Origin of the sequence: Pleomorphomonas koreensis DSM 23070 (assembly GCF_000425185.1) — a bacterium.
Taxonomy (GTDB): domain Bacteria; phylum Pseudomonadota; class Alphaproteobacteria; order Rhizobiales; family Pleomorphomonadaceae; genus Pleomorphomonas; species Pleomorphomonas koreensis.
Genome location: NZ_AULH01000008.1, coordinates 42,706 through 68,130 on the forward strand (window position 1 = coordinate 42,706; position 25,425 = coordinate 68,130).

General features: G+C 68.1%; 22 protein-coding genes. 10 read left to right on the plus strand and 12 right to left on the minus strand.

What is annotated here, in order from left to right:
- Nucleotides 1-63: 63 nt before the first annotated feature.
- On the plus strand, nt 64-960 hold the full coding sequence (locus H512_RS22965) for an AraC family transcriptional regulator (protein ID WP_245585361.1): 897 nt from the start codon (nt 64-66) through the stop codon (nt 958-960).
- Here the strand turns inward: H512_RS22965 and H512_RS0106980 are convergent.
- Together H512_RS0106980 and H512_RS0106985 are read right to left on the minus strand one after the other, a co-directional pair.
- Entirely contained in the window at nt 947-2,074 is a 1,128-nt protein-coding gene (locus H512_RS0106980) for a PQQ-dependent sugar dehydrogenase (RefSeq protein ID WP_026782846.1), read from the minus strand. The genes H512_RS22965 and H512_RS0106980 overlap by 14 nt on opposite strands.
- Before the next feature lie 84 nt (nt 2,075-2,158).
- Complete coding sequence (locus H512_RS0106985) at nt 2,159-3,550, minus strand: SLC13 family permease (RefSeq protein ID WP_026782847.1); 1,392 nt, start codon at nt 3,548-3,550, stop codon at nt 2,159-2,161.
- A gap of 118 nt (nt 3,551-3,668) precedes the next feature.
- Here H512_RS0106985 and H512_RS0106990 point away from each other — a divergent pair, with 118 nt between their 5' ends.
- Nucleotides 3,669-4,154 carry a GNAT family N-acetyltransferase gene (locus tag H512_RS0106990; protein ID WP_036790526.1) on the plus strand — a complete coding sequence of 162 codons (486 nt, stop codon included), beginning with the start codon at nt 3,669-3,671 and terminating at the stop codon, nt 4,152-4,154.
- On the opposite strand, the gene H512_RS0106995 is transcribed toward H512_RS0106990, so the two are convergent.
- Together H512_RS0106995 and H512_RS0107000 are read right to left on the minus strand one after the other, a co-directional pair.
- The gene (locus tag H512_RS0106995; protein ID WP_026782849.1) at nt 4,151-6,067 is read right to left on the minus strand and encodes a beta-N-acetylhexosaminidase; all 1,917 of its coding nucleotides are present in this window, start codon (nt 6,065-6,067) and stop codon (nt 4,151-4,153) included. The two genes, H512_RS0106990 and H512_RS0106995, sit on opposite strands and share 4 nt — an antisense overlap.
- Nucleotides 6,068-6,089: 22 nt before the next feature.
- The gene (locus H512_RS0107000) at nt 6,090-6,986 is read right to left on the minus strand and encodes an AraC family ligand binding domain-containing protein (RefSeq protein WP_026782850.1); all 897 of its coding nucleotides are present in this window, start codon (nt 6,984-6,986) and stop codon (nt 6,090-6,092) included.
- A 121-nt stretch (nt 6,987-7,107) separates the two neighbouring features.
- Between H512_RS0107000 and H512_RS0107005 the strand changes: the two genes are divergently transcribed.
- From H512_RS0107005 to H512_RS0107015, 3 genes are read left to right on the plus strand one after another with little or no spacing between them, the layout of a single operon-like run.
- On the plus strand, nt 7,108-10,479 hold the full coding sequence (locus H512_RS0107005) for a DUF5107 domain-containing protein (protein WP_036790529.1): 3,372 nt from the start codon (nt 7,108-7,110) through the stop codon (nt 10,477-10,479).
- Between the two features lie 11 nt (nt 10,480-10,490).
- Nucleotides 10,491-11,384: an aldose 1-epimerase gene (locus H512_RS0107010; protein ID WP_026782852.1), complete on the plus strand. Its 894-nt coding sequence runs from the start codon at nt 10,491-10,493 to the stop codon at nt 11,382-11,384.
- A 9-nt stretch (nt 11,385-11,393) separates the two neighbouring features.
- Entirely contained in the window at nt 11,394-12,140 is a 747-nt protein-coding gene (locus H512_RS0107015) for a phosphotransferase family protein (protein ID WP_026782853.1), read from the plus strand.
- Between the two features lie 47 nt (nt 12,141-12,187).
- Here H512_RS0107015 and H512_RS26895 read toward each other — a convergent pair whose 3' ends face one another.
- The 4 genes from H512_RS26895 to H512_RS0107035 all read right to left on the minus strand — a co-directional run bounded on the left by H512_RS26895 (nt 12,188) and on the right by H512_RS0107035 (nt 16,081).
- On the minus strand, nt 12,188-12,364 hold the full coding sequence (locus H512_RS26895) for a hypothetical protein (protein WP_156899414.1): 177 nt from the start codon (nt 12,362-12,364) through the stop codon (nt 12,188-12,190).
- A 183-nt stretch (nt 12,365-12,547) separates the two neighbouring features.
- A complete protein-coding gene (gene araH / locus H512_RS0107025; RefSeq protein ID WP_026782855.1) occupies nt 12,548-13,495 on the minus strand; it encodes an L-arabinose ABC transporter permease AraH in 948 nt (315 codons plus the stop codon).
- Nucleotides 13,495-15,015 carry an L-arabinose ABC transporter ATP-binding protein AraG gene (araG, locus tag H512_RS0107030; protein ID WP_026782856.1) on the minus strand — a complete coding sequence of 507 codons (1,521 nt, stop codon included), beginning with the start codon at nt 15,013-15,015 and terminating at the stop codon, nt 13,495-13,497. The genes araH and araG overlap by 1 nt, the downstream gene beginning before the upstream one ends.
- A 79-nt stretch (nt 15,016-15,094) precedes the next feature.
- Nucleotides 15,095-16,081 carry an arabinose ABC transporter substrate-binding protein gene (locus tag H512_RS0107035; RefSeq protein WP_053239651.1) on the minus strand — a complete coding sequence of 329 codons (987 nt, stop codon included), beginning with the start codon at nt 16,079-16,081 and terminating at the stop codon, nt 15,095-15,097.
- Nucleotides 16,082-16,747: 666 nt separating this feature from the next.
- On the opposite strand from H512_RS0107035, the gene H512_RS27325 reads away from it, so the two are divergent.
- Together H512_RS27325 and lexA are read left to right on the plus strand one after the other, a co-directional pair.
- Nucleotides 16,748-16,921 carry a hypothetical protein gene (locus tag H512_RS27325; RefSeq protein ID WP_169507135.1) on the plus strand — a complete coding sequence of 58 codons (174 nt, stop codon included), beginning with the start codon at nt 16,748-16,750 and terminating at the stop codon, nt 16,919-16,921.
- A gap of 358 nt (nt 16,922-17,279) precedes the next feature.
- The gene (lexA, locus tag H512_RS0107045) at nt 17,280-17,993 is read left to right on the plus strand and encodes a transcriptional repressor LexA (RefSeq protein WP_026782858.1); all 714 of its coding nucleotides are present in this window, start codon (nt 17,280-17,282) and stop codon (nt 17,991-17,993) included.
- Between the two features lie 435 nt (nt 17,994-18,428).
- Here lexA and queA read toward each other — a convergent pair whose 3' ends face one another.
- Nucleotides 18,429-19,523, minus strand: a complete 1,095-nt coding sequence (gene queA, locus H512_RS0107050) for a tRNA preQ1(34) S-adenosylmethionine ribosyltransferase-isomerase QueA (RefSeq protein ID WP_026782859.1) — start codon at nt 19,521-19,523, stop codon at nt 18,429-18,431.
- A 927-nt stretch (nt 19,524-20,450) separates the two neighbouring features.
- Here queA and H512_RS25685 point away from each other — a divergent pair.
- The 3 genes from H512_RS25685 (at nt 20,451) to H512_RS0107065 (ending at nt 23,402) form a co-directional block, all read left to right on the plus strand.
- Complete coding sequence (locus H512_RS25685; RefSeq protein WP_053239652.1) at nt 20,451-21,611, plus strand: HD-GYP domain-containing protein; 1,161 nt, start codon at nt 20,451-20,453, stop codon at nt 21,609-21,611.
- A gap of 148 nt (nt 21,612-21,759) precedes the next feature.
- Entirely contained in the window at nt 21,760-22,401 is a 642-nt protein-coding gene (locus H512_RS0107060; protein WP_026782860.1) for a DUF47 domain-containing protein, read from the plus strand.
- Nucleotides 22,398-23,402: an inorganic phosphate transporter gene (locus H512_RS0107065; RefSeq protein WP_026782861.1), complete on the plus strand. Its 1,005-nt coding sequence runs from the start codon at nt 22,398-22,400 to the stop codon at nt 23,400-23,402. Before H512_RS0107060 ends, H512_RS0107065 begins: the two co-directional genes overlap by 4 nt.
- Here H512_RS0107065 and H512_RS22975 read toward each other — a convergent pair.
- The 3 genes from H512_RS22975 to H512_RS0107080 all read right to left on the minus strand — a co-directional run bounded on the left by H512_RS22975 (nt 23,375) and on the right by H512_RS0107080 (nt 25,423).
- Nucleotides 23,375-24,214, minus strand: coding sequence for a DUF817 domain-containing protein (locus H512_RS22975; protein WP_245585362.1), 840 nt, complete (start codon nt 24,212-24,214; stop codon nt 23,375-23,377). The two genes, H512_RS0107065 and H512_RS22975, sit on opposite strands and share 28 nt — an antisense overlap.
- A 126-nt stretch (nt 24,215-24,340) precedes the next feature.
- The gene (locus H512_RS0107075) at nt 24,341-24,808 is read right to left on the minus strand and encodes a peptidylprolyl isomerase (protein ID WP_026782862.1); all 468 of its coding nucleotides are present in this window, start codon (nt 24,806-24,808) and stop codon (nt 24,341-24,343) included.
- A gap of 75 nt (nt 24,809-24,883) precedes the next feature.
- Nucleotides 24,884-25,423 carry a peptidylprolyl isomerase gene (locus H512_RS0107080; RefSeq protein WP_210162673.1) on the minus strand — a complete coding sequence of 180 codons (540 nt, stop codon included), beginning with the start codon at nt 25,421-25,423 and terminating at the stop codon, nt 24,884-24,886.
- Nucleotides 25,424-25,425: the final 2 nt, after the last annotated feature.

Consider the following 25,425-nt stretch of genomic DNA (forward strand, 5'->3'; position numbering starts at 1 on the left):
CGCGATCGGGCGGTACCGGCCGACTACGACAATAGTCGTTTCGGCGCTTCCTGCCTTCGTGATATGGTCCAAATCTTCTTCGACTGGGCCAACTTCACCATGGACCTCAACTTCTCCCCCGCCGCCGGCGACAGCAGCCGCTCCGACCTCGTGGCGCCCTGGTCCGAGGAGCCGCATGTGAAATGCGTCGAATGGCTGGAGCGGGCGGTCGGGCCGATCGTCGCCAAGGCCAGCGAATACACCGACGGCCACGTCGTGCCGCCACATCGCCACAGCCGCGCCCAGATGATCTATGCGCTGTCCGGCGTGGTGACGGTGACCATGCCCGGCGAGCGCTGGATGGTGCCGCCCGACCATGCGCTGTGGGTGCCGGCCGGCACCGTGCATTCGGTGGCCGCCAGCGGCCATGTCAGCATGCGCTCGATCTACGTGAAGCCCGGCGCGGTCGCCGACCTGCCGAGCCGCGGCCGGGTGGTGGAGCTGACCGGCCTGATGCGCAGCCTGATGCTGGAGGCGGTCAACCTGCCGCAATGCTACGAGCCGGCCAGCCGGGCCGGCCTGGTGATGGCGCTGATCCTCGAAGAGATTCCGCGGCTGCCGGTACGGCCGCTCGGCCTGCCCTTTCCGGCCGATCCGCGCATGGCGGCGCTCTGCCACCGCTTCCTCGACGCCCCGACGACGCGGACCGGCATCGACGACTGGGCGGCCGCTCTCGCCATGAGCCGTCGCACCTTCACCCGCGCCTTCCGCCGCGAGACCGGGCTGAGCCTCTCCGAATGGCGCCAGCAGGCCAGCCTGTTCGCGGCGTTGCCGCGTCTGGCCGGCGGCGAGAGCGTCACCAGCGTCGCCCTCGACCTCGGCTACGACAGCTCGTCAGCCTTCTCGACCATGTTCAAGCGCATGACCGGCGCAACGCCCGGCCGCTACCTGCGCGAGGCGGAATCCGTCAGCGCGGGCTGAGGCGCAGGAGCCGGCCGGGGTTCTCGTCCTCGATCACCCACACGGCGCCATCGGGCGCCACCGCCACGTCGCGGATGCGGGCGCCCATGGCGAAGCGCTCGTCCTCGTGCGCCGCCGTGCCGTCGATGGTCACCCGCGACAGCGACTGCGTCTTGAGGCCGCCGATCAGCGCCGACCCCTTCCAGGCCGGGAACAGCTCGCCCTCGTAGAAGGCGAGGCCGGCCGGCGCGATCACCGGATCCCAGTAGAGCGCCGGCTCCTGGAACTCCGGCCGGGTCGGCGGCTTGGGGATCGGCGAGCCGTCGTAATTGTCGCCGTAGGAGACCTCCGGCCAGCCGTAGTTCTTGCCCGGCTCGATCAGGTTGAGTTCGTCGCCGCCCTTCGGCCCCATCTCGTTGAGCCACAGGCGGCCGTCGGAGGCGAAGGCGAGGCCGTAGGGGTTGCGATGGCCGAGCGTCCAGGTCTCGGCGCGGGCGCCGCCGTCGTCGGCCCACGGGTTGCCGGGCGCCGGCTTGCCGTCGAGCGTCAGGCGCAGCACCTTGCCCAGTTCGAGATCGGCATCCTGCGCCGTTGCCGGCCGCATGCGATCACCGACCGTCAGGAACAGCAACTGGCCGTCGGGCGAGAAGGCGATGATGCCGCCCGGCTGGCCGCCCTTGCCCTTGGGCAATTGCCGCCACAGCACCTCGAAGCCGCCGAGCTGCGCCTTGCCCTCCGCCTCGTCGAGCGTGGCGCGGGCCAGCGCCAGCGAGCTTCCGCCCTCGCCCGGCTCGACATAGGTCAGATAGATGCGCCGGCTGTTGGGGAAGTCCGGCGCCAGCGCCACGTCGAGCAGGCCGTTCTGGCCGCCGTAGGCGACATCGGGAACGCCAGTCACCTCGATCGGGTCGCCGCCCCGGCGATCGACGACGAACAGCTTGCCCGGCTTGGTGGTGACCAGCAGCCGATCGGCGTCGATCAGGGCGATCGCCCAGGGCAGGTTGAAGCGGGCGACGGTCTGGGCCTGGAAGGGCAGCTTACTGGTCGCCTTGATGGTCCCGGCGTTTTCCGGCGCGGCAAAGGCCGGCGTAGCGATCAGGACGGCAAGCACCGTCGAGCGGAGAAGGGCGTGCATGTCGGCGTCTCCCCGGCTGTGCCGGCGGCGCCGGCCTATTCAGGGAGATTTGGGGTGTCGCGACCCATTCTCAAGAGGACATGGTTAAAGCCAGCCAAGCGCCTTCCACCACAGGAAGTCGATCGGCACCAGCGCGACAAGCGTGATCAGCGCCAGCGGCACCGTCACCTTGACCAGATGATCGAGCTTCTCGCCGGAGAGCTGCATCGCCACGACGAGCGGTCCCACCTGATAGGGAAACAGCACCGTCGAGAAGCCGACCACCTGCGTCATCAGGACGGTCATGGCGCCGTAGCCGGTCAGCGCCGCCAGGTCGTTGGTCATCGGCGTCAGCACCGCCGGCGCGCTCGGCACGGTGGTGAACATGCCGGTGAAGAAGGACAGGAAGGTCAGTGAGAAGAAGTTGACGGCGTCGTGGCCGGGCGCCAGCGGCAGCACCGAAGTGAGGAAGGCGCCGAGCTTGCCGCCGAGCCCGGAGGCGCCCACCACGGCGCCGAGCGCCAGCGCGCCGGCAACGAACAGCAACAGGCCGAAGTCGACCGACTGCTTGAAGGCCGGCGGGCTGACCACGCCGAAGCGCGGCGCCAGCAGCAGTATGGCGGCGCCGAGGCCGATCCAGGCGGCGTTGATGCCGTGCAGGCTGTCGGTCATCCAGAAGGCGAGCGTCAGGACGAGGATGCCGATCACCTTGCCCTGCCCCGCCTTGCCGGCGGCCGCCGCCTTGGCCTCGCCGCCGAGCGGCGCGCCGACCGTCGCCGGGAACAGGAAGAGCACCAGCGCCACGGTGACCGCCGACTTGACGATGCCCAGCACCGGATAATGCAGCAGGAGATAGTCGGTGTAGCTGAAATGGACGCCGAGCATGGTCTCGGCCGAGCCGGCCAGCACCATGTTGGGGATGTTGGACGGCAGGATGGCGAAGCTCGGCATGTTGCAGCCGATCGCCAGGATGGCGGCAATGCCGATGCGGCCGTTGGAGCCCTTGGCGAAGCCGCAGCGGTCGGCCAGCGCCATGCCGATCGGCACCATCACCACGGCGCGGCCCACCGACGACGGCATCAGGAAGCCTAAAAGCATGCAGGCGAGCATCAGCCCGCCGACGAGGCGCGGATAGCTCCGCGTGACCAGCGGCGCGATGATGTCGGCGAGGCGGGCGTCGAGGCCGGTGGCGCTGACCGCCGAGCCGATCACGAAGCCGGAAATGATCAGCCACACCGCCGCCGAGGCGAAGCCGGAGAAAACCAGCGGCGCCGGCTGCAAGCCGGCGATCAGCACGCTGGCAAAGAGCAGCAGGCTGGCAAAATAGCCCGGCACCAGCGCCGTCGCCCACAGCCCCAGCGTCACCAGAACGATGGCCAGCGTGACGCCGCCTTTTGGCCCCAGGGCGGCCGGCGACCACAGGGCGACGGCGGCGGCGATGATCAGGATCGCCGCAAGGACGACGTGGCGGACGGTGAATTCGGAAGTGGTGAACATCTTCGGTCCGTTGAGAAAATGCCGTTCGATTCCGGAGGCGCCGGCGCAGACTATCCGAAGCGAAGCCGTCGCGTTAGTGTGTTGTCCGGCCGGCGGATCGGCGAAACGGGTGCCCGACATGGACCTTCTGGTGAGACTCTACGACGTCGCGGCCGACGCTGCGCTCGACGCCCGGCTCAGGGAGAACGGCGTCGCCGTCCGCCGGGCGCTGGCGCCGGAGCTGGAGACCATCCGCGCCTTCGTCGCCGCCCGCTTCAGCGCCGGCTGGGCGAGCGAGATGCAGGTAGCCTTCTCGCGCGATCCCACCGCCTGCCTGATCGCCGTGCGCGACGGCAAGCTGCTCGGCTTTGCCTGCTACGACGCCATCGCCCTCGGCTTCTTCGGCCCGACCGGCGTCGACGAGGCGGCGCGCGGCCTCGGCATCGGCAAGGCGCTGCTGATCCGGACGCTGCTCGCCATGCGCGAGCGCGGCTACGGCTATGCCGCCATCGGCTGGGCCGGGCCAGTCGACTTCTACGCCCGCGCCGTCGGCGCTATCCCGATCCCCGGATCGGAGAAGAGCGTCTACGCCGGCCTGCTCGATCCGCTGCTCGGCGCCTCCTAGAGAACCGGGCAGAAGCGGCAAAGCGCCCGGAAGCGCTCCCAGTCCTTCTCCGCCGGCGGCGTCCAGCCCGCCTCGGCGACGGCGGCAAGGCGTGGGAACACCAGGTGATTGAAGTGGGCGCGGCTGGCGATCAGTTCGGTCCAGATGCAGGACTGCACGCCCCTGAGGCGCGGCAGCAGGCCGGCCGGAATGTCGCCGCCCACCTCGTAGGCGTAGGTCGTCTCGAGCGGCGTCGCGCCGGCCCAGCTCATGCCCACCTCGTCCCAATCCCCGGACTGGGCCATGTCGAGATAATAGGCCTCGGCCGGCGCCATGACGATGTCGTAGCCGCGCGCCGCCAGACCGGCGCCGATCGCCGCCTTCTGCCAAACGGTGAGCAGCGTGCCGTCCGTCTCGACGCCACCGCCGTTGGCCACTTCGTTCCAGCCGGCGAGCTTGCGGCCGCGCCGGCCGAGCATCGCCTGCACCCTGCGCATGAAGTGCGATTGCAGCGCCTCGGTGCCGTCAAGGCCGAGGTCGGCCATCAGCCGGCGCGCCAGCGGCGAGGCGAGCCACGCCCCCTCCGCCACCTCGTCGCCGCCGACGTGCAGATGCGGCGACGGGAACAGCTCCGCGAGATCGTCGAACACCGCGTCGAGCACGCTCCAGGTAAGCTCGACGGCCGGATTGAGGGCATTGTTGGCAAAGCCCTGCACCGAGGCATAGGTATCGGCCGGCTCGTCCGGATCGACGAGCGCCGGCAGCGCCGCCAGCGCGGCGGTGCTGTGGCCGGGAATGTCGATCTCCGGCACGATGTCGATGTTGAGCCGGGCGGCGTGGGCGACGAGCGCCCGCACCTCGGCATGGCTGTAGCAGCCGCCGCTCGGATGGCGGCCGCCGCCGATCTGCGGCGGCAGCGCCGCGTCCGGCCCGTGCGTGGAACCGATCGCCGTCAGCTCGGGAAAGGCCCGGATATCCAGCCGCCACGCCTCGTCGTCGGAAAGATGCCAGTGGAAGACGTTGAGCTTCAGATAGGCGAGGATGTCGAGGAAACGGGCGACATCGGCCACCGGGAAGAAGCGGCGGGCGGTGTCGAGATGCGAGCCGCGCCAGGAAAAGCGTGGTTGATCAAGAATATGGCCGTGCGCCGGAAAGCGGCAGCCGGCGCGGGCGCCACGCCGGAGCTGGCCGAGCGCCGTCAGCCCGTATTGCCGGCCGGCGGGACCAGATGCGGTGAGCAGGATATCTTCGCCCTGGAAATCCAGGCGGTAGGCCTCGCGCCCGAGCGCCGCGTCGTGGGCGAAGCGCAGCGGCCGGTCGCCCGGCAGCGCCATCAGCGAGAAGGGCACCGGCTCCAGCGGGAACAGCCGCCGGAACAGCGCCGATACCGCCGAGACGGCGGCGAGTTCGTCGACGCTGGCGCCGTCGGCCGGCACCAGATAGCCGGGAAGCCGGTCGGAGGGCGTGAGGTCCGCCTCGGCCGGCCAGGGTGTCAGCGCGTAGACGATCGGTCCCGTCGCCGCGCCTTGCTCGGGCGCCTCGCGCCGGAGATCGCCCACCGTCACTGCCGGCCGCTCGCCGCCCGCCAGCGTCAGATAGGCCGAGGCGATGCCCTCGCCTCGGTGCTGCGGCGCGCCGGCGATATCGCCGAGCGAGAAGCGCCAGACGTCGCCGGGCGCCAGGCGGAAGCCGCCCGGCGGCGCTACCTCGTGGAAATAGCCGCGACGGTCGAGGAGACGCGCGTTGTCGGCCGCCGCACCACGGCCGGCGAAGCGCAGCGTCGTGAAAGCGAGACGAAAGCCTTCGATCGGCGCGGCACCGAGGTTGCGAAGCTCAAACAGCAGGCGGCCGGCCGAGTGAGGGCCTGCACTCTGCCAGCGGCAGTCGAGGTGGAAGCTGGCCGCCTCTGGAACGGCCGCATGCGGATCGGTCATCGAAACTCCTCCCCTGAGAGCCTCAGCCCTTGCGCAGGGCCCGGTATTGCGTCGGCGAACCGTCATGCACCCGCCGGAAACAGCGCGAAAAATACAAGGGATCGTCGAAGCCGAGATCGGCGGCGATCGCCTTCACCGACTGGTCGGTGGTGTCGAGCAGGAAGCAGGCGCGCTGGATCTTCAGGCGGATGAAGAAGTCGAGCACCGTGAAGCCGGTGCGCTTCTTGAACACGGCGGCAAGGTGCGACGACGACAGGTTGGCCTCGCGCGCCAGCTCATCGACCTTCAGTGAGCGGCCGAGATTGCCCTGCATCACGTCGATCACCCGACGGATGCGCTGGTCGAGATTGTCGTCGCGGTTGGGCGTCCGATGGCGCAGCACCACGAGATGGGTGACGAGTTGGCCGAGCGCCATCGACGCCGACAGCAGGTTGTCCGGCGTATAGCCGCGGCCGAGGATCGACAGCATCTTCTCGAATAGCGTCGGTATGGCCGGATCGCGGCCCGGATGCAGCAGCGGCTCGCCGGCATCGAGTTCCAGCAACTCCGGCAGCAGCGCCACCTTGGCGCCGTCGAGATGCACCCAGTAGATCGTCCATGGATCGTCGGGATCGGCGCCATAGGCGTGCGGCGCGCCGGCCGGCATCACCAGCGCCTGGCCGGGGCGGACGCGCAAGGTCGAGCCGCCGAGCCGCGCCCAGCCGCCGCCGTCGGTGCAGTAGATCAGCACCGATTGCGAAATGCCCTCCGGCCGCTCGACGAAGTGCCATTGCGCCTTGGGATAGTGGCCGACGTCGCTCGGCAGCAGCTCGATCAGCGGCCGGCCCTCCAGCCAGCCGGACACCACCGGGCGCGGCAGCACGATCGACCGCTGCCCCGGAAAGCCCTCCCTGATCCGCTGTTCCCCATCCTCTGCCATGCCTCAAGGCTATCAGAGGATCCTCCATGATGTCCATCGTTACCGCTATTCCCGGCGACAGGGACCGCGCCTAGCGTTCCATCAATGGGAAATCCGGGACTCCGGGATGGGAAGGAACGCCATGAGACAAGTCGAACTCCCCGCCGCGCCGCCGTCGCTGGCCGGCCCGGTCAAGGCGTGGTCGGCGCCGCTGGTCATCCCCACCTACGAGCCGGCGCCAGCCGAGCGCAACCCGATGTTCCTGGAAAAGCGCGTGTTCCAAGGCTCGAGCGGCCGCGTCTATCCGCTGCCGGTCGTCGACCGCATCGGCGCCGAGCTTACCGAGAAAAGCTGGACGGCGCTGCACATCGAGAACGAATACCTGCGCGTCACCGTGCTGCCGGATCTGGGCGGCCGCATCTATGCCGTCGTCGACAAGGTCAACGGCTACGATCTCGTCTACCGCAACCGCGTCATCAAGCCGGCGCTGGTCGGCCTCGCCGGCCCCTGGCTGTCCGGCGGCATCGAGTTCAACTGGCCGCAGCACCATCGCCCCAGCACCTACATGCCGTGCAGCTGGGAAATCGTCGAGGAATCAGATGGTTCTCGCGTCATCTGGCTCGGCGAGCACGAGCCGATGAACCGCATGAAGGGCCTGCACGGTGTTCGCCTCAGCCCCGGCAAGGCGGTCGTGGAACTCGCCGTGCGCCTGCACAACCGCACGGAGCTGACCCAGACCTTCCTCTGGTGGGCCAACGTCGCCACCGAGGTGCACGAGGACTACCAGAGCTTCTTCCCCGAGGACGTGCATTTCATCGCCGACCATGCCAAGCGCGCCACCTCGGCCTTTCCGCTGTGCGAGGGCCGCTATTATGGCGTCGACTACGCCGGCCGCGCCCGGCACGGCGTACCGCCCGAGGAGACGCCGGCGCAGTTCGTGCCGAAGCGCGGCTATGCCCCCAACGACCTCCGCTGGTATGCCAATATCCCAGTACCGACCAGCTACATGTGCCTCGGCTCGCGCGATGATTTCTTCGGCGGCTACGACCACGCCGTGGAGGCGGGAATCGTCCATGTCGCCAACCACCACATCTCCCCCGGCAAGAAGCAGTGGACCTGGGGCAACCATGATTTCGGCTACGCCTGGGATCGCAATCTGACCGAACCGGACGAGGCCGGCGTCTATCGGCCCTATATCGAGATCATGGCCGGCGTCTACACCGATAACCAGCCGGATTTCGCCTTCCTCGTCCCCGGCGAGACCAAGACCTTCTCGCAATTCTGGTATCCGATCCGGGCGATCGGCGCCGCCGCGGCGGCGACGCTGAAGGCGGCGATCGGCCTGAAGCTCGACGGCAGCAGGTTGACGGTCGGCGTGCAGGCGACCGAGGCGGTGGCCGGCGCGCGCGTCGCCGTCTCGGCGGACGGCAAGGTGCTGACTGAGAGCGTGGCCGATCTCGATCCGGCCACGCCCTTCCTCCTGTCGGTCGACCTGCCTGAAGGCATCGGCCGCGACGACGTCCGCGTCGTCGTCCAGACGGGCGGCACCGTGCTGGTCGAGCGCCGACCGGTCGACCGGGGCGAGGTGGTCGTTCCGCCGCCGGCCATCGAGCCGCCGCCACCCGAGGAGATCGGGAGCGCCGACGAACTCTGGCTCACCGGCGTCCATCTCGACCAGTATCGCCATGCCACCCGGCCGGCCGATATCTACTGGCGCGAGGCGCTCCGTCGCGATCCCGGCGACACCAGGTGCAACACCGCCCTCGGCGTCTGGCATCTGCGGCGCGGCGAGTTCGCTGCGGCGGAAAGCCGCCTTCGGGTGGCCATCGAGCGGCTGACCCGCCGCAATCCCAACCCGTCGACCGGCGAGGCGCACTATCACCTCGGCATCGCCCTGCGCCATCTCGGCCGGCCCGACGCCGCCTATGACGCGCTCTACAAGGCAACCTGGAACGCCGCCTGGCGCGGCCCGGCGCATCTCGCCCTGGCGGAGATCGACGGCAGCCGCGGCGCCCTCGCCGACGCCCTCGCCCACGTCGAGGAGGCGCTCCGCCACGACGTCGAGAATGCACTCGCCCGCAATCTCAAGGCCGCGCTGCTGCTCAGACTCGGCCGCAAGGCCGAGGGCGATGCCCTGCTCGCCGAGACGCTGGCCCGCGACCCGCTCGACGCCCGCGCCCGCGTGCTGGCCGGCCTGCCGCTCGACGGCGACGACCAGCTTTTCCTCGACATCGCCATCGAGACGGCGCGGGGCGGCTTCTTCGACGACGCCCTCGCTCTCCTCAAAGCCCGCATCGCCGCCGTCGGCGCCGCCGCATCGCCGCTCCTCCACTATCACGCCGCCGCCTGCGCCGCCCGGCTCGGCCGCCCAACGGGGCCGCATCTCGCGGCCGCCGCCAAGGCGTCGCCGGACTATTGCTTTCCGGCCCGGCTCGAGGACATCGCCGTGCTGGAAGCGGCGATCGCCGCCAATCCGGCCGACGGCCGCGCGCCCGCTTATCTCGGCAACCTCCTCTACGATCGCCGCCGCCATGCCGAGGCGATCGCGCTCTGGGAAAAGGCTGTCGCCGTCGACCCCGGCTATTCGGTGCCCTGGCGCAACCTCGGCATCGGTTATTTCAACGTCGAGGGTTCCGCGGAGAAGGCCGTCGCCGCCTACGACAAGGCGCTGGCCGCCGCCCCGCGCGACGCCCGCCTCGTCTACGAACGCGACCAGCTCTGGAAACGGATCGGCCGTTCGCCGGCCGAGCGGCTGGCCGAACTGGAAAGCCGGCTCGATCTCATCGCCTCCCGCGACGACCTCAGCGTCGAGCTGTCCGCCCTCTACAACCAGTTGGGCCAGCCGGAGAAGTCGGCGCCGCTGATCGCCGGCCGCGCCTTCCAGCCCTGGGAGGGTGGCGAGGGCCTGGCGCTCGGCGAATGGGTGCGCTGCCGCCTCGGCCTCGGCCGGCGGGCGCTCGCCGCCGGCGACGCCGCGAGGGCAGTGGCCGAATTCGAGGCGGCCTTGACGCCGCCGCAGTCGCTGGGCGAGGCGCGGCACCTCCTCGCCAACCAGAGCGACGTTCACTATTGGCTGGGCAAGGCGCTGGCCGCCGCCGGACGCCCCGACGAGGCGAAACGCTGGTTTACGCTGGCCGCCGGGTTTGCCGGCGATTTCCTCGGCATGGAAGTGCGCGCCCATTCGGAGAAGAGCTTCTTCTCGGCCCTATCGTTACGCGCCCTCGGCCGCGAAGACGAGGCAGTAAAGCTGCTTGGGGAGCTTCGCGCCTATGCCGACGACATGATGGCGACACCGGCGAAGATCGACTATTTCGCCACCTCGTTGCCGACCATGCTGCTGTTCGACGACGACCTGCAACTGCGCCGGCGCGTCTCCGCCCTCGTCATGCTGGCCGAGGCGGCGATCGGCCTCGGCGACCCGGAGGCCGGCCGCGCGCAGTTGCGGGAAGCCCTCGGGCTCGACCCCAACCACGCGCTCGCCGCCGACCTCCTCGGCGATCTCCCCCCACGCTGAGGAGGCTCTACATGGGCGTGCTGCGCCTTGAGACGGATGTCGCCGAGCTGACACTGTCGACACAGGGCGCCGCCGTGCTCGGCTGGCGCCTCAAGGCCAGCGTCGGCGGCGTGCCTCTGCTGCGGCCGGCCCGCCACGCCGGCGGCGGCCCGCCCGACGAGGCCGCCGCCTTCCCGCTGGTGCCCTATGGCAACCGCATCGGTGGCAACGCCTTCTCCTTCGCCGGCCGCGACTATCGCGTCACGCCCAACGCCGGCGACCGCTATCGTCTGCACGGCGACGGCTGGCTGTCCGACTGGACCGTCGAGGCGGCAACCGCCGAGAGCGCGACGCTCGCCCTCCGCCGCGCCGCCGATGCCGCCGCCCCCTGGGACTATCTCGCCCGGCAGACGGTAACGCTCGACGGCCGCCGTCTCACCGTCGCGCTGTCGGTGGAGAACACCGGCGACGCTCCCCTGCCCTTCGGTCTCGGCTGGCATCCCTATTTCCCGCTCACCCCGCGCATGCGGCTGACGGCGCCGTCCTCGTCCGTCTGGCTGGAAGGCGCCGACTATCTCCCCACAGAGGACGTGCCGCTCCCGCCCGATCTCGACTTCCGCCGGCCAGCGCCGCTGCCGAACCGCTGGATCAACAACGGCTTCGAGGACTGGAACGGCTGCGCCCGCATCGACTGGCCGGAGCGCGGGCTCACCCTGCTGATCGACGCCGATCCGATCTTCTCCCGCTACGTCCTCTACCGCCCCGACGCCGCCCGCGACCCCGCCTATTGCGGCGACTGGTTCTGCTTTGAGCCGATGACGCACACCGTCAACGCCTTCCGCCTCGATGATCTCGGCGGGTTGAGACCCCTCGCGCCGGGGACTAGGATCGAGGGCACGCTGCGCCTGACCGCGGTGGTGAAGTAGGAGTTGGCGATGGTTGAGATCGGCCGCCGGCTCGGCGCTGGCAAGGAGGCCGAGGTCTACGAATACGGCGGGCTGGCGCTGAAGCTCTATCCGTCGCAGGCGTCGAAGGCCGCCGTCTTCCGCGAGGCCGCCAATCTCGCCCTCCTCGAACGCCTCGCCCTGCCGACGCCGCGCGTCCATGCCGCCGGTGAATATGGCTGCCGATGGGGCCTGGTCATGGACCGGGCGGCCGGCCCGAGCTTCGCCGAGCGCATGATGGCCGGCCACCGTCTGCCCTGCCTTGAGGAAATGGCGCGGCTGCACCGCGACCTTCACGAGCGCCCCGGCAGCGGGCTTCCCTCCCTGAAGGCGCCGCTCTCCGCCAACATCCGCCGTACCAATCTGCTGGATGCGGCATCCCGCGACCGCCTCCTGTCGCAACTCGACGCGCTGCCGGACGGCGACCGGCTGTGCCACGGCGACCTTCACCCCTGGAACATCCACGGTGACGGCGAGGACGTCATGATCCTCGACTGGCTCGACGCCTGCGCCGGTCCCCCGGCGGCCGACGTCTGCCGCAGCTATCTGCTGATCCGTCCGGTCGACCCCGCCACCGCCACCGACTACGTCGACACCTACTCCCGGCTGACCGGCCTGCCGGTCGCCGACATCATGGCCTGGCTGCCGTCCATCGCCGCCGCCCGTCTGGCCGAAGGCGTCCCGGCCGAGACCGAAAGCCTCCTGCGCCTCGCCGGCCTGACGCCAGCGGCCGGCTAGGCCGATCGGCGCGGCTCAAGGCGGCGTCGAGTTGGTCTTTCGCCAACTCAACGGCTTCGCGACGTCCGTTCGATGAAGCGTTGCAGCCCTTCGCCGCAAATCGCCGGCATCAACCCGAAGGCGACCAGCTTGAGCGTCCCGTCCATGCCGAACGCGCTGGAGAGAAGAAAGGCGAGCAGGCATCCCAACACGGCGCCGGCGATATAGGAGAGATAGGGGTGCAAGTTGGCGATCCCTCGGCGGGCGGACAGGTTGACACAGGAGCTTCATTCCTTGCCCGACACAGCCCAGGATAGTCATTTCCTCGATGGCCGCAATGTCGGCTCGCGGCATTCTTCTTCCTGTGGAAAGCAACGCCCCGACGGTTTACCCATCGGGGCGCTTTCCGTCTCGGCTCTCGGCCACCCTCACTTCCTCCCCAGCCCCGTACTGCGGACGTTGTCCAGGAGCACGGCGAGCAGCAGGATCAGGCCGCGCACCAGATATTGGTAGAAGGCCTGGATGTTGAGAAGGTTCATGGCGTTCTCGGCGATGCCGAGGATCAGCACGCCGACGATGACGCCGGTCATCGCCGCCCGGCCGCCGGCCAGCGACACGCCGCCGAGCACGCAGGCCGAGATGGCGGAGAGTTCGAGGCCGGTCGCCGCGTTCGGCTGGCCGGAGGTGATGCGCGAGGCGAGGAGGATGCCGGCCACGGCGCAGACGAGACCCTGGATGGTGAAGATCCAGATGCGCATGCCGTCGACGTTGACGCCGGCAAGCCGCGATGCTTCCGGATTGCCGCCGATGGCCAGCGTATTGCGGCCGAACACCGAGCGGTTGAGCACGAAGCCGAACACGCAGAACAGGATGACCATAATCCAGATCGGCGTGGGTATGCCGAGGAAGCGCGACAGCGCCAGCTGGTAGAAGCCGGGATCGTTGATGCCCACCGCCCGGCCGTCCGAGGAGATCAGGGCGAGGCCGCGCACGATCTGCATGGTGGCGAGCGTGGTGATCAGCGCGTTGATCCTGAGCTTGGCGATGATGGCGCCGTTGACGAAGCCGACGAAGGTGCCGCAGAGAAGCGCGGCGAGGAGGCCGACGACGATCGAGCCGGAGGCATTGGAGGCCATCACCGCCACCATGCCGGTGAAGGCGACGATCGAGCCGACCGACAGGTCGAAATCGCGCGAGGCGAGGCAGAACATCATCGTGCAGGAGACGATGCCGATGGTCACCACCGACTGGAACAGACCGAGCATGTTGCGCTCGGTGAGGAAGCTCGGCACGAACACCGATACCACGGCGAAGGCGATGATGAAGATGACGAGGAGGCCCTGCTCGCCGAGCAGGAGACGTTTCAGGAAGGCCATCACGATGCTTTCTTGTTCGGGCTCCGAGCCGTCCGGTCCGGCAGGGCCGAGGCGAGGATGGCGTGTTCGTTGAATTGGGCGCGGTCGTAGCGGGCGGCGATCCGCCCCTCGCACATGACGACGATGCGGTCGGAAATGCCCATCACCTCCGGCAGCTCGCTGGAGACGACGACGATGGCGAGGCCCTTCTCGGCCAGTTCGTAGAGCAACTCGTAGATCTCGGCCTTGGCGCCGACGTCGATGCCGCGCGTCGGCTCGTCGACGATCAGCACCTTGACGCCGGTCTCGGCCAGCCAGCGGGCGAGCACCACCTTCTGCTGGTTGCCGCCGGAGAGATTGACGACGTCCTGCTTCGCCGACGGCGTGCGGATGCGCAGTTGCCGGATGAAGGTCGCCGCCGTATCGGCCTCGCGCCTCGGGCTGAGCAGGCCGAAGGGCGAGAAGTGGCGGCGGGCCGAAATGACGATGTTCTCGCCGACGGAGAGGCCCTGGACGATGCCGTCGAACTTGCGGTCTTCCGAGCAGAGCACCAGCCCCTCGCGGATCGAGCGGCGCGGGCTCGCCCCGGAACTCTCGGCGCCGCCGATGGTCACCTTGCCGGAATGGCGGGGATCGGCGCCGTAGACGAGGCGCATCAGCTCGGAGCGGCCGGAACCGACCAGCCCGAAGAAGCCGACGATCTCGCCGGCCCGCGCCTCGAAGTCGATCGGCTGCGGCAGCCTGGTTCCGGTCAGCCCTTCGACCTTGAGGCGAACCTCGCCGGCCGGCCGGCCGCGCCAGCCCCAGATGTCGGAAATCTCGCGGCCGACCATCTCGGCGACCAGCCGGTCGCGCGTCACGTCGGCCATCGACGGATGATGGGCGGCCAGCCTGCCGTCGCGCAGCACGGTGCAGCCGTCGCAGAGGCGGAAGATCTCGTCGAGCCGGTGCGAGATGTAGACGATCACCTTGCCGGCCGCCCTGAGTTCGCCGATGATCCGGAACAGCACCTCGCTCTCCTGCGACGACAGCGACGAGGTCGGCTCATCGAGTGCGATGACGCGGGCATCGAGCATGATCGCCTTGGCGATCTCGATCATCTGCCGCTCGCCGAGCGACAGCTTGGACACCTTGGTGTCGGCATCGATGGAGAGGCCGATTTCCTTGAGCCGCCGGTTCACCTCGGCCTTCAGGGAGCGGAAGTCGATGATGCCGGCCCGGCCGGGAAAGCGGCCGAGGCGCAGGTTCTCGGCCACCGTCAGGCCGGGAACGAGTTGCAGTTCCTGATGCACCACCACCACGCCGGCCGCGAAGGCGTCGCGGGTGGAGGCAAAATGCTGCGTCACGCCGTCGATGGAAATGTCACCCGCGTCGGCGGCGGTATCGCCGGAGAGGATGCGGATCAGCGTCGACTTGCCGGCGCCGTTCTCGCCGATCAGCCCGTGCACGGAGCCCTTTTCCACCCCGAAGGAGACATCCGACAGCGCCTTGACGCCGGGATAGGTCTTGGAAATGTGGGAGAAGCTCAGGAAGTCGGCCATATGCGCGCGCCTCGTCGTGGAGGCCGGCGGCTTGCCGCCGCCGGCCGGTTTCGAGCAGTCCTCTAGCTTGTCCGGCAGCTTATTCGATGCCGAGGCTCTTGCGGACGTCGACATAGGTGTCGCGCAGCGCCAGTTCGCCGGCGGTCAGCGTCAGGGCCGGCGGCGCCTTGTCGTTGGCGATCCAGTCGTACATGTTGAGCGCCGTCTCGTAGCCGTGGCGCTTCGGCGAGATGATCACGGTGCCGAAGAAGCCGGTGGCGGCGGGCTTCTTGAACTCGTTGATCGCCGAATCCGCGCCGCCGATGCCGACGCCGATGAAGTTGTCCGGCGTGATGCCGACGGTCTCGGACGCGCGCACCGCGCCGAGCACCGCCTCGTCGTTGAGGCCGAAGGCCACCCAGTGCTTCACCTCCGGATGCTTGTTGAGCACCACGGTAGCGGCGTTCAGCGCCGCCTCGGTGTCGGTCTTGGCCTGCGGCGCGTCGAAGATGTTGGCTTCGGGGAAGCCGGCCGCCTTCAGCGAGGTGATGGCACCCTCGACGCGGTCGACGGCCGTCGGAAGCTGATCGTAGGAGACGCGGACCGCGCCGACCGTGGCCATGTCCCAGCCGCGCTTCTTGATCTCGTCGGCGATGGCGGTGCCAACCGCCTCGCCGATCTTGGTGGCCGAGATGCCCATGTGCGGCACGCTGTCGATCGGCGAGCCGTCGGCGTTGACCAGACGGTCGTCGACGGTCATCAGCTTGAGGCCATTGGCCTCGGCCTTGGCGACGATGCCGGGGCCGAGCTTGACGTCCGGCGTGCAGATGATGAAGCCCTGCGCGCCCTGGGCGCCGAGGTTGTCGATGGCCGACTGCACCTTCTCGCCGTCCTCGGCGCCGATCTTCACCAGCGTGAAGCCCTTCTCCTTGGCGGCGATGTCGGCGAACTTCCACTCGTCCTGGAACCAGGGCTCCTCCGGCTGCTTGACGACGAAGCCGATCTTGACGTCGGCGGCATAAGCCGCGGCGGTCAGCGCGCCAAGGGCGATACCGACGGCGGCGAAGCTCTTCACAATGCGAAGCATGGCGTTTCCTCCATTTTATCTTCAACGATCGCTCGCCGGTGCGGCGTGCCTTCTCGCTGTCCCAAGCAACCTTGGCGGAATGGACCGGCGCTCCGCCATGGACGATTCCGCGCCCTCCGCCATCCCGGAATGGCCCGGCATCTTTGGTCGGCTGAACGGAAGCGCCCGGCGTGCCCGCCGGAAACGGCAAGGACGCCGGCACGGAGTGAGCCGGAACGCACCGGATGATCCGGACCGGCCGGCCGGAAACCTCCTCCGGATATCCTCTCTCTCCCGCCCTGTCGCCTTTTTCGGCTGTCCTGCTTCCGCTCGGCGGCCATCCCACCGCCGACCGGAGTGTCCGCCGCCCGTCACGTCCGACAAGCAAGGACGATCGTGTGCGGCGGAAGATAGCCTAGGTGGCGGATGTCCTTCCGGGAATGGCTGCATCCATGAATTCCATGGACGAAACTCTTAACGAGACATCGGCTCCGACCTTTGGCTGATGCCGCCCGGAAGCCGAGCCGAGCCGGAAGGGGCGGGCCCTCGGCGAGGCGGTCGGACGACGCGCGGCATGCCCGACCTACGCAATTGGCCGGATACGCTCGGCCCTCGCCGTCATTGACCGGCGCGGCGCCACTGCTTACGCTTTCCGGACAGGCACTTGCCAACCCGGAGGACCCCCCCGTGACCGAACAGGCAACTGTTACCGTCGGCGTCATTGCCAAGGAAATCGGCGTTTCCGACGCCAAGGTGAAGAAGGCGATCGAAACGCTGAAGATCGAGCCGGTCGGTAAGCGCGGCGTCTGCAAGCTCTACGCGGCCGACGTCGTCGAGGCCGTGAGGAAGACGCTCGCCTGACCCCGCGAGATCGGCGAAACGGCCTACCCAAGCCTCGTATTCCCGGCAGATGCAGCCACTGTTCTCCACGCCGGGATAGAAACGCGCCTTCCTCCAGCAGGGAGAGTTGGCCGGTATCTCGTGCCGGCATCACCCGCGTTTTCCATCCGTCCGGAGCGAATAGCCGGGCGTTGCTCCCGATACGACTGGGAATTACTCCGCCCGACAACGATTCTCGTCCTGCCCGCACCTGTTCAAAGGTAGATCCGGCAATCTCCCATTGCGGAACACACACGGAACATGTTAACTCTGTTCGTGATTTGTACCGAATCGCGGTGCGGTGCGCAGAGCGCTCCGGCCGACCAGCGGGGACCAGACGATGCTCACGCGCAAACAGCTCGAACTCCTGATGTTCATTCATGAGCGGCTGAAGGAATCGGGCGTGCCGCCGTCCTTCGACGAGATGAAGGACGCGCTGGACCTCAAGTCGAAGTCGGGCATCCACCGGCTGATCACCGCGCTGGAGGAGCGCGGCTTCATCCGCCGCCTGCCCAATCGGGCGCGGGCGCTGGAGGTGATCAAGCTGCCGGAGACCATGCAGCCGGGCATCGGCCGCGGCCGCAAGGGCTTCGCGCCGGCGGTCATCGAGGGCGACGCCGGCCGCAAGACGCCGCAGGCCAGCGCCGCCGCGCCGTCGCTCGACAGCCGCGACACCGTGCCGGTGCCGGTGATGGGTCGCATCGCCGCCGGCGTGCCGATCGCCGCCATTCAGAACCAGTCGCACATCCTGCACGTGCCGATCGACCTGGTGGCCGGCGGCGAGCATTACGCGCTGGAAGTGCGCGGCGACTCGATGATCGAGGCTGGGATCCTCGATGGCGACACCGTGGTCATCAAGAAGTCGGACACCGCCGATTCCGGCGACATCATCGTCGCGCTGGTGGACGACGAGGAGGCGACGCTGAAGCGTCTGCGCCGCAAGGGCGCCTCGGTGGCTCTCGAAGCCGCCAACCCGGCTTACGAGACGCGCATCTTCGGCCCCGACCGGGTGCGCATCCAGGGCCGGCTCGTGGCGCTGATGCGCCGCTACTGATCCCGGTAGCCGGTTCCGGCCTTGATTCCCTTCCCAGGGCGGGTGCGGGCTGCGCCGACCAGCCGCTCCATGAATTCGTCGGCAATCGTGCCCTGAGGGGAACTTGGGCACTGACGCGCCGGGGCACTGAAGCCGCTGGCCCGGACGGCTGGCGCGGCGAGATTATTTCGTGCCCTCGCCCGATTGGCTGTGGACTGGAGCAATTCCAGCAAAGCGGGAACCGGTTTGGCGTCCGCAATTGCGTGTTGATAAAGAGATGGAGCATTCCCGGTGAACCCGTTTTCACCGGCAATACCCCAGAGAGCCGGATTGGGGCATCGTGTCGGGACGTCGGGCCGGAACGCCAAATCGAGCCGGCCGCATGAGCCTTCGCGCCAGGCGGCCGAGAGTTCTCCTGCCTCTAGCTACGCGTCATCTTCCTTGCCCCCCGGATGATCAGTCCTTCTTCGCCAGCCGGCTTTCCGCCGCCGGATGCAGCAGTGACGTATCGCCGTATGAGTAGAAGCGATAGCCGTTGGCGATGGCATGGGCATAGGCGGCGCGTATGGTATCGAGGCCGGAGAAAGCCGAGACCAGCATGAACAGCGTCGATTTCGGCAGATGGAAGTTGGTCATCAGCAGATCGACGGCGCGGAAACGGTAGCCGGGCGTGATGAAGATGTCGGTGGCACCCCGGAAGGGCCGGATGATGCCATCCTCGCCGGCGGCGCTTTCGAGAAGGCGCAGCGACGTCGTGCCGACCGCCACCACCCGGCCGCCGCCGGCCCGCACGGCATTGAGCGCCTTGGCGGTTTCCGCCGAGATGTGACCGATCTCGGCGTGCATCCGGTGATGTTCGGTGTCCTCGGCCTTCACCGGCAGGAAGGTGCCGGCGCCGACATGCAGCGTCACGAAATGCCGGCCGATGCCGCGCGCCTCAAGCCGCGCCAGAAGGTCCGGCGTGAAATGCAGCCCGGCGGTCGGCGCGGCCACCGCGCCGTTCTCGCGAGCGTAGACCGTCTGGTAGTCGGCGCGGTCGTGTTCATCCTCGGCGCGGCGAGCGGCGATATAGGGCGGCAGCGGAATGTGGCCGACGGCGGCCAGCGCAGCGTCGAGCGCCGGACCGGCGAGATCGAAGCGGAGGCCGACGTCGCCCTCCTCGCCCTTGGCGGTGACGATGGCGGCAAGCGGCCCGGCCGCCGGATCGGCGCCGGAGAACAGCACGCGGTCGCCGGGGCGGAGCTTGCGGGCGCCCTTGACGAAGGCACGCCAGCAATCCGGCGCTTCGCGCAAGTGCAGCGTCGCCGAGATGTGGACGGGCTCGGCGCCGGGGCGGTCGCGCCGTCCTTCGAGCTGGGCGGGGATCACCCTGGTGTCGTTGAACACCAGCGCGTCACCCGGCAACAGCAGATCGGCGAGGTCGCGCGCCTGCCTGTTCTCGAAAGGCACGCCGGGCCTGACGACCAGAAGACGCGACGCGTCACGCGGTACGACTGGACGCAGGGCAATCCGCTCGGGCGGCAGGTCGAAGTCGAAGTCTGAAACTTGCATGGCCCTGCATTAGGCAGCGCCGGTGCGAAAGGCAACCAGGATTCCGGCCTTGCAGGGCGGCGTCGGCGGGGGGATCCATGATCGCCGCTCGGCCAAGCCGACAGCCTGTTTCCATCAACGACCGACCCGGAAGTCCGGCGGAGCGGCTTGGGGACTGCAACCCCGGTCAACCGTGCAGGGCGACGGGTACCGGCTGCCATGGTTGCGGTCACCTCGATGTTTCAGGCCATGCCCAAGCGTGACGGGCGACGGCACAACAGCGCCCAGAAAATCCCGCAAGGCATGTATCGATCCTCGACCAAGCACGAAGCGCAATAACCTGCGTCGCTGCCGCCGCTGTTGTCGAACGTTACCGATCCACGCCCATGCACGGGAGGCGCCGCCTGTCGACCCGCCGGCCACAACAGTCATCGGCCGTCCAGGTCCACGCCACCGCAGAGGGGTGGTGCGTCATTACCAGGTCCATACGGTCCTGGTCGGCTGTTTTGCCCCATGTCGGTGCCACCCGCTACCTGAAGCGGGTCCAGCTCCGCCGGAGGTCTGTCGTCCCCTCCGTCGCGCGACATTCATACGGCGGTCCGCGCTCGTTCGGTCCTGTGACGGCATTGAGGAGCAGCGCAGGCCATATCCTTCGCCCTGCTTGCCACTCTCCTCCGCGCTCGAGACCACAACCGCCCACCTCTCGAAACGTTTTTTGTGAGTAGAGTTTATCTAAGATTTTACGCTTGCCGGCGGTTTCGGGGCCCGCCTGCTTACTACCGGCAGCGACCTATGATAGAACACTTACAACGCAAGCAAACGACGAAAACTGCCAATCGCCGGCCCCGGCGGAACAGACCGTCTTGTCCTTTTCACGGCGAGCCGACCGCCGCCATCGCCTTAGCGCCTGCCCTGGAGCGTCCGAACGTGGCCCACCCGAGATCCCCGTTGCGCATCACTGACAACGTTGTCGACACCGATCAGCGGCCGGCTGTCGTCCTGGAGCGCCTCGATCTCGAACTGCGGTTGAAGCTGATGCGGCAGGCGGCACCGGCCGCCGTGCTGGCCGAACGCCCGGACCTCGGCAGCGCGGCGGCTCTGATGCTGTCGGACCTCGGCTTCATCGCCGCGCCCTGGCGATCGGATGCGCCCGAGCCCGACCTCGACCACGGCCTGATGCTGATCGTTGGCGACCGCTTCGCGCCGGACTTTCTCAACGACGTGCTGAACGGCCCCTGGACGGCCCGGCTCGACCGCGTCGTGCTGTTCGGCGACCGGCTCGGCGGCCGGACGCTGGCGGCGCTCGACGAGATCGGCTTTCCCTTCATCGTCAAGTCGCTGCCGACGCCCGAGCGGCTGGCCAGCATCCTGGCCCACGCCGATCCGTCGACGGCAGCGCTCCGCCAGTCGGCCGTCGCCCGCCGCACGGCGGCGGCGGCAGAGATCGAGACCGGCTCCGACCGCCTGTTCGGGCTTATTCGTGCCGGCGACCTCGGCGCCGCCATCGCCGAGGCGAAGGGCGCCTTCAACCATTTCGAAGCGCTGCTGGACAGCGCCGCCGCCGCCCACTGGCTGACCATCATCCAGAGCTATCATGATGGCACCGCCCAGCATTGCAGCCTGGTGTCGGCCATCGCCATGCTGTTTGCGCGTGGCCTCGGCTTCTCGGCCGGCGACCAGCGCCGCCTGTTCGAGGCCGCGCATTTTCACGACGTCGGCAAGGTGCATGTGCCGCTTTCCGTCCTCGACAAGCCCGGCGCGCTCGATCCCGAGGAGCGGCGGGTGATGGAGACCCACGCCAGGGCCGGCTACGACATGCTCGTCGGCAACGATGCGGTTTCTGGCGAAGTGGCCGAGGCGGCGCGCGATCATCATGAGTATCTCGATGGCACCGGCTATCCCTACGGCATAAGCGGACGCCGGATCACCGACATCACGCGCATGATCACCATCTGCGACATCTTCGCCGCCCTGATCGAACGCCGCGCCTACAAGGCGCCGAGAACGGCGCGCCAAGCCTATGCCATCATGCAATCGATGGACGGCAAGCTGGACGCCACGCTTCTCCGCGCCTTTTCGCCGATCGCCGAGAGCTGCTCGTCCGACTGACGGCAAAAATGCAGCGCTGCCCTTCCCTTGACGCGGGACGGCCATGAAAACGCCCAAAAAGATAAGGCGTCGCAGGAACTGCGACTAGCGCACGGAAGGTTCATCGGCTAAACCGCATGCCGAAAAGTCCAAAAGACAAGGACCAACCATGCTCGAATGGTTCCGCAAGCTCCTCCCGCACGAGGAGCAGTTCTTCGCCCTGTTCGCCCAGCATTCCGAAACCGTAGTTACCGCCGCCCACTCGCTGAACGCTCTTTTGTCGGGCGATGACCGCGATCGCCGCATCGCCGAGATCGTCGCGCTCGAGGACAGGGCCGACGGCATCACCCGCGAGGTGCTGCTGGCCGTCCGGCGCAGCTTCATCACGCCGTTCGATCGCAACGACATCAAAGACCTCATCCAGTCGATGGACGACACCATCGACACCATGCACCGCGTGGTGAAGACCATCCTGCTGTTCGAGCAGCAGGTCTTCGATCCCGGCATGCGCGACATGGGCGCCGACATCGTCCAGGCTTCCCGGTTGGTCGCCGAGGCGATTCCGCTCCTGAAGAGCGTCGGCACCAACGCCCCGCGCCTGACGGCGCTGTCGGAGGAAGTGACGCGCGTCGAAGGCCACTCGGACTTCTTGCATGAGAACGGGCTGAAGGACCTCTACCGGCGCCACGGCGTCGGCAACGCCATGGGCTACATCATCGGCAGCCAGATCTACGGCGAGCTGGAGAAGGTGCTCGACCGCTTTGAGGACGTCGCCAAGGAAATCAGCGGCATCGTGATCGAGAACGTCTGATGGAGACGCTGGCCTTCCCTCTCCTCGTCGGCCTGATCGGCATCGCGCTGCTGTTCGACTTCCTGAACGGCCTGCACGATGCCGCCAATTCCATCGCCACCATCGTGTCGACGCGCGTCTTGAGGCCGCAATACGCGGTGTTCTGGGCGGCCTTCTTCAACTTCATCGCCTTCCTGTTCTTCGGTCTGCACGTGGCGACGACGCTCGGCAAGGGCATCATCGATCCCGGCATCGTCACGCCGCACGTGGTGTTCGCGGCGCTGATGGGCGCCATCACCTGGAACGTCATCACCTGGCTGGCCGGCATTCCCTCCTCGTCCTCGCACGCGCTGGTCGGCGGTCTGGTCGGCGCCGGCCTCGCCAAGACCGGCTTCAGCGCCATCGTCTGGGGCGGTCTCCTGAAGACGGCGGCCGCCATCTTCCTGTCGCCGGCCTTCGGCTTCTTCCTGGCGCTGATGCTGGTGCTGGTGGTGTCCTGGACCTTCGTCAAGCGTACGCCGTTCGCCGTCGACAAGACCTTCCGGCACTTGCAGTTCGTTTCAGCCTCGCTCTACTCGCTCGGCCATGGCGGCAACGACGCGCAGAAGACCATGGGCATCATCGCCGTGCTGCTCTATTCGCAGGGCTACCTCGGCGGCGAGTTCCACGTGCCCTTCTGGGTGGTGATCGCCTGCCAGACGGCCATGGCGCTCGGCACGCTGATGGGCGGCTGGCGAATCGTCCACACCATGGGCTCGAAGATCACCCGCCTCAACCCCATGCAGGGCTTCTGCGCCGAAACCGGCGGCGCCATCACCCTGTTCGTCGCCACGCACTTCGGCATTCCCGTGTCGACGACGCACACCATCACCGGCGCCATCGTCGGCGTCGGCGCCGCCCGCCGGGTGTCGGCGGTGCGCTGGGGCATCGCCGGCAATATCGTCATCGCCTGGGTCATCACCATGCCGGCCGGTGCCGCCATCGCCGCCGCCGCCTACTGGCTGGTCGACCTGTTCGTCTGAGCCGCGTCCTCGCCGCCGGGCCGCGCCTCGGGCGGGCGCGGCAGCAGGACGAGCGTGACCAGCGTGAAGCTCACGAACAGCAAGAGATACCAGGACCCCATCTTGCCGAGCGAGACGGGGTGCCAGACCGCCTGCCCCGGATAGAGCCAGGTGCCGGTGACGGTGCCGACGTTCTCCGCCACCCACATGAAAAAGCTGGTCAGGACGGCGGCGAGGACGAGCGGCATCCAGCGAGGTGCCCGATCGACCGTGTAGTAGATCCTCACCCGCCCGTAGAGAAGCGCCGTTGCCGCGAACAGAAGCCAGCGGGCGTCGAAAAAGAAGTGATGGGCAAAGAAGTTGGCGTAGATCGCCAGCGATAGCACGATGGTGCGGACACGCTTGGGGAAATCGGTGAACCGCATGTCGAAGACGCGGATCGCGCGCGCCATGTAGCTACCGACCGAGCCGTACATGAAGCCGGAGAACAGCGGCACCCCGGCGATCGCCATGACCGCCGGCTCCGGATAGGTCCAGGACCCCATGTGGACCTTGAAGATTTCCATGGCGGTGCCGACGACATGGTAGACGGCGATGACCTTCACCTCGGACAAGCTCTCGAGGCGAAAGGCCAGCATCAGAAGCTGGACCGTCAGCGCGAAGACGAACAGGGCATCGTAGCGATGGATCGGCCAGCCCGCCGGCCAGAGATATTTCGTGGCGATCAGCGCCGACAGCATCACCCCGCCGAACAGGCACGCCCAAGCCTGCTTCAGGCCGAACAGCAGGAATTCGGCGACCGGCGGCGGCAGGCGCGCCAGCAGGCGCCTCAAGGCCAGACGCAGCGGCTCCAGCAAAGGTCCGGTGGCATGCTCCGGCGCGGAAAGAATGACCGCCTCCGTCAAAAAAACGCCGACGGGAGAGAACTCTCGTCGGCGCAAGCTCGAATCGGGCAGGCGTCAGGCCGCGTCAGCCGCCACGACCACCGAAATGATCTTGTCGGGATCGCGCACCGGCTCGCCGCGCTTGATCTTGTCGACGTTCTCCATGCCCTCGATCACCTTGCCCCAGACGGTATACTGCTTGTCGAGGAAGCGGGCGTCGTCGAAGCAGATGAAGAACTGCGAGTTGGCCGAGTTGGGGTTCATGGCGCGGGCCATGGACACCGTGCCGCGCACGTGCGGCTCGGCGTTGAACTCCTGCTTCAGGTCCGGATACTGCGAGCCGCCGGTGCCGGTGCCCTGCGGGCAACCGGTCTGGGCCATGAAGCCGTCGATCACCCGGTGGAAGACGATGCCGTCGTAGAACTTCTCACGCACCAGCTTCTTGATGTGGGCGACGTGATTGGGCGCAAGGTCGGGCCGCATCTCGATGACGACGGTGCCCTTGGTGGTTTCCATGACGAGGGTGTTCTCGGGATCCTTGATATCGGCCACGCGGGCCTCCTTTCGGCTCTGGTTGCCGGCGTGCCTCTAGCACGGCCGGGCGGAAAGTTCGATCGGTCAGTTCGGATCGGAGGCGAGGCGCGCCTTGACGATCTTGTCCGGATTGGCCGGCGGCTCGCCGCGGTTGATCTTGTCGACGATGTCCATGCCGTCGGTCACCTCGCCCCAGACGGTATACTGGCCGTCCAGGAAGCTGCCGTCGGCGAACATGATGAAGAACTGCGAGTTGGCGCTGTTCGGGTCCTGGGCGCGCGCCATGCCGACGGTGCCGCGGCCGAAATGCGCCTTGGAGAACTCGGCCGGAATGTCGGGCAGCTTGGAGCCGCCCATGCCGGTGCCGGTGGGATCGCCGGTCTGGGCCATGAAGCCCTCGATCACCCGGTGGAAGATGATGCCGTCGTAGAAGTGCTGGCCGACCAGCGTCTTGATCTGCGCCACGTGCTTGGGCGCCAGATCGGGCCGAAGCTCGATCGTCACCTTGCCCTTGCTGGTCTCCAGGATCAGCGTGTTGTCGGGCGAGGCGGCCCAAGCGCCGCTTGCCAGAACGAGGCTGGTGGCGGCGAGCGCCGCGAGAAAGGTCCTGCGGATCACATCGATCT